The sequence below is a fragment of the Citrobacter sp. Cf088 genome (assembly GCF_030334295.1).
GTDB classification, from domain to species: domain Bacteria; phylum Pseudomonadota; class Gammaproteobacteria; order Enterobacterales; family Enterobacteriaceae; genus Citrobacter; species Citrobacter freundii.
The window spans coordinates 1100491-1112876 of sequence record NZ_JAOWEE010000053.1; the positions used below are offsets into that span (position 1 = coordinate 1100491).

A 12386-nucleotide genomic window follows, 5' to 3' on the forward strand; every position below is an offset into this window, starting at 1 on the left:
TTGAGGCGTAAAAACAGCTATACCTGTCGCCCCAATGGATTACCAAGGAGGTGATGACCAATGTCTGCACATGTTACAATCTTAAGAAATACAGTACTTCCAGTGAAATTCAATACCATGAATCGTCCACGCTTATATTCATATATCCGTTACTCCAGCGAACGACAAGGTAAAGGTAGTTCGATTGAGCGTCAGAAGAGCTACATTGCTGAAATGGCAAAACAGATTGCTACTGAGTACGATCTGGAGATTTTCGAGGAATACCAAGATTTAGGGGTATCCGCGTACAAGGGTAAAAACGTTCAGGAAGGAGCTTTATCGGATTTCATAGACCAAGTTGAATCCGGTTTGATCCCAAAGGGGTCTTTCCTCTTGATTGAATCCCTTGATCGCTTCTCACGCCAGAACGCCATGCAAGCGGTTAACCTTTTCACCAGCTTATTACTTAATGGCATCACGGTAATTACCGGGATTGATAAACAGGTTTACAGACAGACTGAAGTAAACACCGAGACATTGCAGCAACTGATGTTTAGCGTGATGTTGTTCAGCCGTGCAAACGAAGAAAGTTCAACCAAATCACACCGCACCATTGCAAGTGCTCTGTCCAAGATCAGACGTCACCAGGAACGGAAACCAGGTGATCCTGTAGTCGCAATTAAAGAGTTAGGCTCGGATAAATGGTGGACAGATTCAAGTACTGGATATGTCAATCCGCATCCAGTCCTGTTCCCCATAGCAAAAAAAATTATCCAGTTAAAACAAGACGGTTGGTCAAATCGGATGATCCTTCAACATCTGAAAAACAACTACGATGGACCGGTTATTGGCAACAAAAAATCAAAAGGTATATGGAATATGCAGCATTGTTCCAGAATCCTTGAACCTGCCATTTATGGACGAAAAGTAATCACTGTAAACAATGCAGAATACGTTCTGGATGATTATTACCCTGCGATCATCAGCAAAGATGAATATGAAGCGTTAAAGCTCCAAGTTGGAAACAAAGGATTTGCCCCGAATCGCGAGAGTAATCCAGAAATACCATTACTTTCCGGTATTGGTATTTTGCACTGTGCGCACTGCTCATGTTACATGGTTAAGGCTAAATCAACCCTTAAAAACCATCCACATGCTTACCGTTACCAATGTGCATCCAGAGATTTACATCAAGATTGTAATAAGTGGGGATTCAGGGCAAGCACCCTTGAAAGGACGATTTTACAACTAATAGCCGATAGAATATTCTTACAGACGAAATATCAACCATCTGGTTTAGAAGGGAAAATAGCGGACATACAATCGCAAATTGAGAACTATGTATTGGCTATAGGTTCAGCTAAAAGCCCTGAGATCATTAATAGCCTCACTTCGCAAATTGATCAACTAGAACAAGAAAAACAAAGTCTGATAGTGGAAAAAAGACTATACGATGAATCAATCGTGCAAATGAACACTGAAGGTTGGGACAAGTTCAGGAAGTTTGACATTGATGACGCACTTAACCCTTTACGCACAAAAATAAGAGCAAACATTAAGACCGTTATTATGCGCGTAGATTGCTCCAGAATAGATAAGAAACACAACTTGTTTACCATCACATACCGCGATCAGCATAAACAGCGTATCGTTATCGAAAACAACTCAGGCTGGAAGAAGGGTAAGATTTATGTTGAAGCGCAGACTATCAACGATATTCAAATTCTTGAATCTGAAGGTTTGATACTGCATGACCATATTGACATATTGATCAACCGAGACAAGTTCATGACGGAAGCGAAAAAACGACTAGATCATCCCCGAACACTGATCGATGAACTGACGGAATAAAGGTAAGTGTTAGTGCCATTGTAAAATTGCCCCACAGAAATGTTAGCGTAATCCATCGCTATATAGCCATGAATCGCTCTGTATCTTGTCAGAGCGATTAAAGCAGACTTCAGGCATCGTTCAATATAAAACCCCCGTAAAACTTGATACAGAGCGTTGTAGAGCAAGGGTTCAAAATTACATCGTATTCATTCTGTCTACGAACTGTACTTATTGCACCGCTCCTTATCGAAACACCTCTATGGTTGCCGGAAACCCCGCACAAAGTAGATTGTTATGTCTTTCAATCGCAGTATTCAAGACTAACCGCTGCCCGCCGCCCGACGTTAACACCAAGCATATGAACCATTTTAAAACCCTTTAAAAACAATACCCTTCGCATCTTCCCCCTCTTCTCCCCATGTTAATCGATCGTTTTTACAGATCAATTATACGATATTGATAGATTTCATAGATCAATGTAAGATCATGATTCTTCGGTTAGTGTTTCTCGTAAACAAGACTCACGGAATGAATACTCTGTCCACGATGGAGTGCGAAAGAAAGAAGGTATCCAGAATGACAATTCTTATTAAAACGTTAAAAATCATGGCGTCAGGTGTTGTTTTCGTTTCAGGTTTAACCACCGCCTCCAGTACCGTGTATTTCTTGCCAGAGGCAAAATCAATGGGTGTCGCCAGCAGCGACAAAAACGCACTGATGTTTCTCGGGATGGACAGGGATGTAAATCTGAAGGGAATATGCTTCGCGATGACAAAGCAATCATCATCAATCGTTCCGCTGGTAGATATCACTGCTACAACTGATAACGGCAGATTCACGATGCACGGGTTACGCCCTAATGTCAGTGATTCTAAAGAAGTCGCTTGTTCCTTCGGGTCCGAAGCTGGTGATTTCTTGACTGCCATTTCGAAGTCAACAACCGTTAACGTGAAGCTGGACTTCAATGGCGAGATCCGCAATTACAGTTTCGACACTACAGAGTTCGGAAAGGTATTGACTGCGAATGGGCAAGCCGTGGGGGAAAAAGCAGCTAAAGACTACGCTCAGGGAGTACGTGCACCCGTTTTCTATAGCAGCGGTAGCGAAGCTCCCAAAAACAATGCAGTAACCTCAAACGTCGATACACACAGTTATAAAGCAAGCGATGAGAAACTTAATTCGGTCTGGAAAAGCCTTAGCCCTGAAACCCGAAAACGATTGCTTCCTTCTCAAAGAGAATGGATAAAGCACAAATCCGGCTGCAATAATGAACAGAAATGTCTTACCGACATGACGAACAATCGCATTCGTGAACTGGAGTCTGAATATGGAAAATAATGCACTGACTTTGGTTTTAAAAAACGATTGGGTAGCATCGTCTTCTGGTAATACCTATACCGGAAAATACACAGTTGGACGGTTTCACCTGACAGATGCGTTCATCGTTGTGTATATGAAGCTGATACATGGAATTGAAATACCCGATTTATGGGTCAGTAGCAGTTTCACTAACATACCAGATACCGATACCCGTAGGGTTATGTATATGGAAGGCTGTGATATGTTATCGAAAGATACAATGAACGAAATCCGTAATGCAGTGAAGTCCCCGCCTGACAAGCTGAAAATATATCGTAATGGAGAGCGTATTGTTAAGATAGAAGTTATGGAAGAACGAAATGAAATCACCCTATGAACGTTATATTAAAATAGCAGTCATAACCGTCGCAATAGCCTACGGCATCAATCTCCTTTACGGGCTGACGCCCCCCCCATATCAGCCTAAAACCCCCGAAGTGAAGGCCAAGGTAAATGCTGATACCGTAACTCAGCAACAACCTGAGCAACCATCCAAACCATCGATAATCGATATACTTCCGCGAATGTATACAACAGGGGAAGTTTATGCGCGGTTTGAACAACATGAATTCAGGGCAACAAATGACTTCAAAAAATGTCAGTTAATGGTAACAGGAAAAATAACTGGTATCGGTACTGTTACTTTCAGAAAAAATCCTGTAGTAACATTGGGTATTCCCGGTTCAGATGAAGGCCTGAAGTTCATATTTGAAGATACGAATTACAATAACGATAAAGTTGCTGCATTGAATATTGGGGATCTGATTATAATCGCCGGGAAGAATGCACGACCTGGAACCTTTGGTGGTATCTTTCTTGATGACTCGAAGATAATGACTGATATGATTTCAAAGAAGAAACGACAAATTTTGGTTGTCAATGGTGGCGTTTACGACCGGGAAATTTGCCAGAAGTAGCGTTGTCCTTGCCCTTGAAATGGAGGGGGAGAATCCCCTCCATCACCCCTTCAACAGGTATTGGCGCAAGCAGGAATCGAGTTTGAAGGGAGCTGCATTGCAAATTGTTTTGCGAAGCATCGCCAGTAAGATGGTACACGAATTGTGCTTCATAACATTAAAGCAGGGCCTGCCCTGCAAAATGACCAATCCCCATAGACAAAAGCATAGCCATGGTACTCCAGAACGTAATTCTTATGATCGCCCTGACAGGAGAGGCTTTACTCAAAACCGAAGATATATAGCCAAGGACCGCCAGTGAAAAAAGGGTGGAAAGGATTATCAACAAAAAAGCCAGTTTCAGAGGGGAGAGCCATGCCACGATTAAGGGTAACACCGCACCAGCGGAAAAACTCAGGGCAGAAAAGACAGCTGCCTGTAGGGGCTGTGCAGAATTTATATCCGTCAACCCCAGTTCTTCACGGGCATGAGCATCCAGGGCATCTTTGACCATAAGTTGCTCCGCAACCTGCCGGGCAAGCTCTGGCTCCAGTCCACGTTGCATATAAAGTGAAGTCAGTTCCCGCACCTCTCCCTGATAATCAGTTTCCAGCTCCCTTTTTTCCTGGGCAAGTGCTGCGTTTTCGGTATCCGCCTGAGATGAGACGGAAACATATTCCCCTGTAGCCATTGACATAGCTCCGGCAACCAGTCCTGCAACACCTGCAAGTAAAACACCGGAAGGACTGCTATTTGCAGATGCAACCCCAAGAACAAGGCTCGCTGTCGAAACAATTCCGTCATTTGCCCCCAGTACAGCTGCCCTCAGCCATCCCACTTTTTCGATACTATGTCGTTCAAGATGCATATATTTTTTCCTTCAAATACGCATACTCATCGGAATTACGGATAAATAGAAAATGCATTGACGGATAAATGCGCGGTTATAGTCTGTTTTAGCCAACCATTACAGGGCATCTTATCCATCATAAACCTACAGCACTATTCGGTAACGGGATTTTTCCTTTGGCTACGAACGGTGAGGAAGATATGCAGCAACCCCATCGCACCATGTGCCCAGAAATAGGTTTCAATAAATACAGTCAGAAACTTATGCACATGCAGGACGGTTTCTGTCAGCACAGGTGACGTGCCAAGAGCAGTATTGAGAGCAAACCAGAATCCACCACATAATGCAACGCCCAATAGTGCAAGTACACCAAGCCCCTGAACCAGAGCAGCAATCCCACCAGCATGAGCTTCAGGAAGACGGAATGATATCAGCATTTTGATATCTTCAACCACACCTCGAAAATCAAGGACCACCCAGGCAAAATAGTAACGAAATCCTCGTTGTGTCAGCATCCATGCAAGCATGACAAACCCAAGGACAATCAGTGATAACCCAGTGATAACATGGAACCATGTTACGAACCCAGTGAGAGTATAGTCACTAAGCGCATCGCTTTCGGTAAGGTTTGAATTAATAATCTGCAATAAAATCAATACAGCTACGATGATATGCAGCACACGTAGAAATGGTGTGTTTTTGTGAGGAAGAGCATTACGTAAATTTTCGTTCATAATTTAGCCACTTTTTTAAGGTTGGTTGACCACTCAATATTATGCCTTTTTATTAATGATAACCTTAACTTCTCAAAACCAAGATGCACTCAGTAATATCCAAACCATGTTCAAAGGCCCAGTACTCGACAGGTAAATTCAGGTTCCTGAGTGGTTCTTATCGTCGCCAGATAGCCACGAAACAACGCAATGCTGTACAGAATGCTTATATCTGAACGCTTGAAATTCCAAAAGCGACGTGGATCGTACGGCACTTAATCCGACGACCGATGAAGAGTGCAGCCATGACAAAATCCATTCACCAAGCCACATTAGGTGACGTCGGAAATGATCTTCTTACGGCAAAGCACATGGCTTAGAATCCCTGTTCCAGCCTCGAAGAGGATACTGATGATTTATTTGCCGGAAAAAAGCATCTTAATGAGGGTCTCATACCGATGATGAAGACATTACGGGCATCAGTGTGTTAATCAACGGGGAGCAGGTCATCATGACCAACAAACAAAACACAGACTGACGCGTGACCACCAAATATAATTTGGCCCCCTGAATCCACCCCGCGCAACACCAATAGGTACTTAACTTATGTTGAGGCAACAAACTAAAATATGTAGCATTGATAATGCATGTTTGTTACCCCAACATTTTTATATGTATTTTGCAGATAAGATAACGTTGTGAAATTTCCTCACCAGTGCATAGCTATCTGCTTGATTACAGGCACGTGTATCATGTCAGTTCAGGGATATCTTTCCAGCATATCTACCTTCACCGAATAATTCCCGGTCTCAGTCAACACCTAGTTTATTGTGGTATTTTCTCATCAGACTGCCTAGTTTCTGTGCTGCAATTTTCCCGGCGTCAAGACCTTCCTTCTCAGCGGTACTTTCAACGGCAGTTACCTCATCAATTAGAAGTGACATGCCTGCAACATACGTTTCCCTGTCATACCCTTCTACAGGGCTGTTCAGGATGGACTCTGCTGTTGCTTTCAGTTCCCGCATATCTTTCCTGAAGGATGTAACGTCCTCCTCCTTAAGTGCTGCGCGGTAGCTTTTATTCATCATCTTCATGGCATGTTCAACACCGTCAGAACCAGCCATTACACAGGGGGATAAAAGAAGGGTGGCTCCTATCACAACAGTACGCATAATTTTTCTCATAATAGCCTCCATATTGTTTACTCTCGTTTTCACAGTCAGAAGGGGTAATATTGCGCAAAAAAATAATCCCTTCCCAATCCTCTCAAAAAACAGCAGCATTCATATTATTTTTCAGGATTATTTGCCCCCGCAACCAGGACTATTATCACCTTTAAAATAAGGGTCAACATGTGTCATAACATTTAAAACATGATGATTATCTAAAACTGATTTCCTGGCCAAAACAGCAATGTCATGTCCTACTTTCACTGATAAATCACCATCAATTTCCAGATGAACATCAACCACAACAAGGTCCCCCATTTTTCTGGTCTTGAGGTCATGGATGCCTTCGACCCCAGGCGTGGACAATAATGTTGTTTTTATACTATTTTCAGTTTCAATATCCACGGCCCTGTCCATCAAGTCATGAAGCGAATCTGACATAAATGAATATCCCATTCTGGTCACAATCAGTCCCACAACCAGTGCAGCTACCGGATCAAGCAATTTAAACCCTGATAAACTACCAATAATACCAATAGCCACCACCAAAGATGAGGCGGCATCAGAGCGGGCATGCCAGGCATTGGCAACCAGCATAGTGGATTTTACTCGGGTTGCTACTGCCAGCATATAGCGAAAAAGAAGCTCTTTGATAACCAGTGCGGCTAAGGCCACCCACAGAGCAACAATATGTACCTGAGGAATATCATCTGGTTGTTGCATTTTATTTGCTGCTGACCATAACATCCCGATGCCAACAATGAATAAAATTGTCCCCAGAATTAATGATGCACCATTTTCATAACGATGATGCCCGTAGTGATGGTCATCATCGGGATTTTTTTTACTTTTATGATTAGCAATAAGCACCACAAAGTCTGAAACTAAATCAGACAGAGAATGGATACCATCCGCAATAAGCCCCTGAGATCCGGAAAATACGCCAGTAATCACTTGCCCGGATGTCAGAAAACAATTAACAAGCACACTAACCCATGTGCTTTTACGGGCCGCGAGGAAACGCTCATGAGAACTAATATCAATATCATCCGTAAGTTTGTTTACCTGCACCTGAAACTCCTAATAACAGCATCTACAGTTAATACTAAGCAGCCAATACTACCCGGCCAAGTTCAGTTTTGGTATATGAAATTTTGAGGTACTGTGGTGAAAATATAAAAATGGTGAGATTTATTCCTGTAAAGACCGCGCCATGGTGGCGAAAACATCTATTTATCATAACGCCTGAACATTAATTTATTCTGAACAGAAGAGAGAAGAAAAGTTGACAGTTATCACAACTATACACTTACGCCCAGTGTGGATGGGTTCAACAAACTAAAATTGCAAACCCGATTAACTGAGGAATTGAGCGCTCTCGAAGAGGAGTTGCTTTCGGGTAGCTGTCAACCATTGCAAAATGGTAAACAACATCCTTTGGGTCCCCAACTGTGTGGCCACTGTAGTGACTGTGGTGGGTGATAGAACTGGTCACATTGATGCCAGACTTTTTCGTGCCGCATGTATGGCACACTGAATTTGATTAAGACCTGCTGAAATGAAACCGGAGTGCTTCAGCTACAGAAACTGACCAAATCGTATACCCCAAGCAAGATCTGAATACCATCCGAACAATATCTCTTTTAGGTATACCTGATAAAGACCATGATAAGAAGTCTCAATACAATCAAATTCAACCCTATTGACTACAAAACAATGTAATGTATCATATGGGTATTGATTTGATACTTAAAAGAGAATACATAATGAATGTCCGTATCTACTGCCGTGCATCTACCGAAGGCCAACATGCTGATCGTGCATTAGTTAGCCTGCGCGAATTTGCGCAAAGCAAAAACTGGCAAGTAGCCGGAGAATACATTGAGAATGCCAGCGGTGCGAAGCTGGAGCGTGTGGAACTAATGCATCTTCTTGAAGAAGCACAACCTGGCGATCTGCTTCTTATTGAAGCGATTGACCGTCTCAGTCGTCTTCAACATGAAGAATGGGCTGAACTCAAAGCTACGCTGAACAGTAAAGGGCTGGTTATTGTATCAATGGATTTGCCAACAAGCTGGCAGATGGTTGAAATGTCTGGTAGTGACCTAACCAGCGGCATTTTGAGAGCAGTTAATGCCATGCTGATCGATATCCTCGCGACAATGGCACGACAAGATTATGAAACCCGGCGTAAACGCCAGGCACAAGGGATCGCAAAAGCAAAACAGGCAGGTTTGTATACGGGGAAAGAAAAAGATATGCAAGCCCGTGAAGTGGTTCGGGAAATGCTGGCACAGAACGTTAAACCAGCCCACATCATGAAAGCAGCAGATATCAGTCGCGCCACTTTTTACCGAATCAAGAAGGAGTTAGTAAGCTAATTATATTCGATTCTGACCGGATGAATGCGCAGACAGAACGTACTCGAATCTGACCATCCGTCCTGAGCGAAGAGGACGTTCGTTGTTTATTACTACCGGATCCACTTTGATAAAATCTGCGTATTTAATTGACAGCGAACAGGCCAACCTGCGGAACGTTCAGGCTGATACGACTGTAAGAAGGAAAAAAATCTTTCATTTTAGCTTCATCATATTTTGTGTGAGCACCTCGAAAGGTACAACATCACCAATTGTGTAATTGAGTTGAAAATATTGCCTAAGCTCAACGCCCCCCATAATGCGGGGTGAACCAGACTGATTGGCAGTTCGGTTAATCATTGCCGTGATGGAAGACATGCCATCATGAAGAACAATCTTGATGTTCTCACCGTCTTTACCAAACTTTTGAGAACTTACTACCGGCACATTAAAGAATCCTCTTCGCCAGTACGTATCTGTCATGTTGAAAGTGAATTGTTTAATACTGCTATGTGTGATGATTTCAGCTTCAGTTGATATTACTTCCTCACTCTTCAGTTCTGGCCTCTGAATTCCATTCCATTCAGGGTTAATGGCACTAATGATGGAATCCTCAAGACCAGCAGCAAGATTTAAGTGAAATTGCCCGTAGTGCATAAGTCCCGAATCTGGAAGCACTAAGATATCAACGGCAACATTATTAGATAGCATCTCAATGATGTTAGCGTTATTTTTTATATTCGTAGATTGGGAAGGGCCTGGACGTGAATAATGGTACATCCTGTTACGTAGTAGACGAGTGGTTTTACCAACGTATTTTACCTCACCATCACAAACAAATGCATAGAGGTTGTTCTTAACATCTGTGAATCTGTCATCGAGATGGTACTTCAGGCTACCGTCTATAATCTGCCAGAATCCCACCTTGATAAAACCAATCTCAGTCAAACGATTCATGTTAGGGTTCCATATGGAATAGTAAAAGCATTATACATGCTGAACTCCTCACTGTAGCTTAACAAAATTTGATGTCAGTAATGTCCGCTCTTGACTCGGAGCGGAATGTCAAATTGGGTCCGGCTTTGTGACAAATGTTACCAACGGTGCAAATCTGAGCTAATACATTTTATTATTCGGTTCTGACCGTACAGTGATCATTGAACAAAACATTCTGCGGGTTGTGAATTCATAACACACTCACTACGTTCGTGTCCTTCGCTTCAAATGTTGAAGTAATACCCTGAATTACGAGCGAAGCGAGTTCCGTCAAGCGAAGCGAAGACGGATAGTTTACATTTGGTTAAAAACCAGCCCAAAAACTACATTTTTCTCTATATATAAAATATAATAATATAATTATGTAGTTTAGCTGTTAACACTCACTTCGTTCGTGTCCCTCGCTTCGCTCGGAATTTTGAAGTAATGTATACTTCTATAAGCAAAGCAATTATCATTCAGTAATCAAACACATGACCGAAGCAACAAGTTAATCATGTATTGATCATGCCCTCAAATGTCCTGAGTGCGATTCTAAGCGCTTTTCATGACATGGGTAATGCAATCGTATAACTTACAAAGAAAAACGCACTACGGGCTTCCTGTGCGATATTTACGAATCCAGTGCTTTACGACTCAACTTTGATGTTGAATACAAGCGCGTTCCCTTCCCTGTTTGCGACTTCCCGCGTTCTTTTGCCAGGTAAGAAAGCCAAAATATCGGACCTTCGAGTGATGAAGGATCGTCAAGATGAATGACGTAGTGATCGCGATAGTCCTTCGTAGCTTTAGACAAGTTTACCAGCGTTGCTTCACCACCTGTCAGTTTCATCCAGATCTCAGTAATAATACCAGCGATCCCTCTTTCTGGCGTTCCAAACCATCTTACCAGACGATGTGGAAGCGCAATCCAGCAATGGTAATGTGGCTGTAATGCCTTTTCCTGCTCGCAAACCCAACCGTAAGCAAAATCGATGATAGGTTTCGATAAGCCGTTATTCCCAGACTCCAGGCGGGCACGTAATCGTTTGAACAGTTTGCGTATGTATTTGTTACCCGCTTCAACAGAAGTCAACGCAGGGAGGTGAAGATCAAAACGGGTAAGGAACACTCGACTGTAGCGCTTCTGGATTGCTTTCAGTTCGTTGATTGTTGACATAAGTATGTCATGGCGAACACCAGAGCCGATTCTTGTGTTAATCCGGTATGCATGACCATCATGAACAAAGGAGTTGCCATTAATTGTTTTGTAACGTCCGTGTTCATGGTAGACGGTACGAAAACTTGTTGCCGATAAAACCGACGATTCGAATAGGGTTTGTGATTGTTGCATCATTGTTAAATTAACCTTTTTGTACTCAGAAAGAGATCACACCCCCTACATAGTTACTACCTAAAAACACGGTAAAACGATGGCATTTGCGATAGCGCAAAGCCGCCTTGCATCTGACGTTGGGGATGTTTTCGAGGAGAGAAATACTACGGAACAAAGTTTACGGAAATATTTATAATAACTCATTATCATATCAGAAGGAGTGAAAGGGGGCAACGGAAATCATGCCTTGATAAAAGAGGGATGATGATTGTGTGGGGTGTTGGTAACAACGGAGAAATTCAAAGGGATTTACAATCTTGTCTTTGGCTTCCTTCCGGCATACACAGTTGAGTGGGAGCTGTAATTTTCAACATTGCAGTAACCTGATTGTTCACAGTGTACATCGGCAAATATCAATTATACCCATTACACTTCAGTGAACACCGACGGTAACCTGATTGACTTCGTGGTGTTCGGTATCCTGCATGGACTCTCTACCAAGTGGTATCTGGTCCCTGTTGTAGCGGCGATCTGGTTCGCGGTGTACTACGTCATCTTCCGTTTCGCCATCACACGCTTCAATTTGAAGACACCGGGTCGGGACGTCGAAATTGCCAGCAATATCGAAAAAGTAATGGCTGGAGCGCCGGGTAAATCCGGTTACAACGTCCCTGCCATTCTGGCGGCGCTTGGCGGTGCGGAAAACATCGTCAGCCTGGATAACTGCATTACCCGTCTGCGTTTGTCAGTGAAGGATATGTCTCTTGTGAATGTACAGGCTCTGAAGGACAATCGCGCTATTGGCGTAGTGCAACTCAATCAGCATAATCTTCAGGTCGTTATTGGCCCACAGGTCCAGTCAGTGAAAGACGAGATCGCAGTTCTGATGAACACCGTACAAGCTTAAGGACAATGA

11 protein-coding genes and 2 pseudogenes are annotated in these 12386 nt (G+C 42.9%); 6 read left to right on the forward strand and 7 right to left on the reverse strand.

Translation table 11 applies throughout. The features are described 5' to 3' along the window. The first annotated feature begins 60 nt into the window (after window positions 1–60). From OGV71_RS18150 to OGV71_RS18165, 4 genes are all read left to right on the forward strand, one after another. The gene (locus OGV71_RS18150; RefSeq protein WP_013096884.1) at window positions 61–1830 is read left to right on the forward strand and encodes a recombinase family protein; all 1770 of its coding nucleotides are present in this window, start codon (window positions 61–63) and stop codon (window positions 1828–1830) included. 558 nt (window positions 1831–2388) lie between these two features. Beyond that, the gene (locus OGV71_RS18155; protein ID WP_023280005.1) at window positions 2389–3150 is read left to right on the forward strand and encodes a lysozyme inhibitor LprI family protein; all 762 of its coding nucleotides are present in this window, start codon (window positions 2389–2391) and stop codon (window positions 3148–3150) included. Beyond that, window positions 3140–3508, forward strand: a complete 369-nt coding sequence (locus tag OGV71_RS18160; protein WP_023280004.1) for a hypothetical protein — start codon at window positions 3140–3142, stop codon at window positions 3506–3508. Before OGV71_RS18155 ends, OGV71_RS18160 begins: the two co-directional genes overlap by 11 nt. Then, window positions 3492–4088: a hypothetical protein gene (locus OGV71_RS18165; protein WP_016537359.1), complete on the forward strand. Its 597-nt coding sequence runs from the start codon at window positions 3492–3494 to the stop codon at window positions 4086–4088. The genes OGV71_RS18160 and OGV71_RS18165 overlap by 17 nt, the downstream gene beginning before the upstream one ends. A 157-nt stretch (window positions 4089–4245) precedes the next feature. On the opposite strand, the gene OGV71_RS18170 is transcribed toward OGV71_RS18165, so the two are convergent. The 5 genes and pseudogenes from OGV71_RS18170 to OGV71_RS18190 form a co-directional block, all read right to left on the reverse strand. After that, on the reverse strand, window positions 4246–4935 hold the full coding sequence (locus OGV71_RS18170; RefSeq protein WP_000549951.1) for a VIT1/CCC1 transporter family protein: 690 nt from the start codon (window positions 4933–4935) through the stop codon (window positions 4246–4248). A 134-nt stretch (window positions 4936–5069) separates the two neighbouring features. After that, on the reverse strand, window positions 5070–5651 hold the full coding sequence (locus OGV71_RS18175; protein WP_001004932.1) for a cytochrome b/b6 domain-containing protein: 582 nt from the start codon (window positions 5649–5651) through the stop codon (window positions 5070–5072). 94 nt (window positions 5652–5745) lie between these two features. Beyond that, a pseudogene (locus tag OGV71_RS18180) lies at window positions 5746–5976 on the reverse strand (IS3 family transposase); the annotation flags it as partial. A gap of 463 nt (window positions 5977–6439) precedes the next feature. Further along, window positions 6440–6814, reverse strand: a complete 375-nt coding sequence (locus OGV71_RS18185; RefSeq protein WP_013096889.1) for a cytochrome b562 — start codon at window positions 6812–6814, stop codon at window positions 6440–6442. A gap of 117 nt (window positions 6815–6931) precedes the next feature. Then, window positions 6932–7870, reverse strand: coding sequence for a cation diffusion facilitator family transporter (locus OGV71_RS18190; protein WP_001198019.1), 939 nt, complete (start codon window positions 7868–7870; stop codon window positions 6932–6934). A gap of 695 nt (window positions 7871–8565) precedes the next feature. Here OGV71_RS18190 and OGV71_RS18200 point away from each other — a divergent pair. Beyond that, entirely contained in the window at window positions 8566–9180 is a 615-nt protein-coding gene (locus OGV71_RS18200) for a recombinase family protein (RefSeq protein WP_049003478.1), read from the forward strand. Between the two features lie 195 nt (window positions 9181–9375). Here OGV71_RS18200 and OGV71_RS18205 read toward each other — a convergent pair whose 3' ends face one another. Continuing rightward, the gene (locus OGV71_RS18205; protein WP_049003480.1) at window positions 9376–10116 is read right to left on the reverse strand and encodes a GIY-YIG nuclease family protein; all 741 of its coding nucleotides are present in this window, start codon (window positions 10114–10116) and stop codon (window positions 9376–9378) included. A gap of 652 nt (window positions 10117–10768) precedes the next feature. Then, the gene (locus OGV71_RS18210) at window positions 10769–11491 is read right to left on the reverse strand and encodes a YagK/YfjJ domain-containing protein (RefSeq protein WP_049003481.1); all 723 of its coding nucleotides are present in this window, start codon (window positions 11489–11491) and stop codon (window positions 10769–10771) included. A gap of 418 nt (window positions 11492–11909) precedes the next feature. Between OGV71_RS18210 and OGV71_RS18215 the strand changes: the two are divergent. Continuing rightward, window positions 11910–12377 (forward strand): annotated as a pseudogene (locus OGV71_RS18215) (glucose PTS transporter subunit EIIB); the annotation flags it as partial. Window positions 12378–12386: the final 9 nt, after the last annotated feature.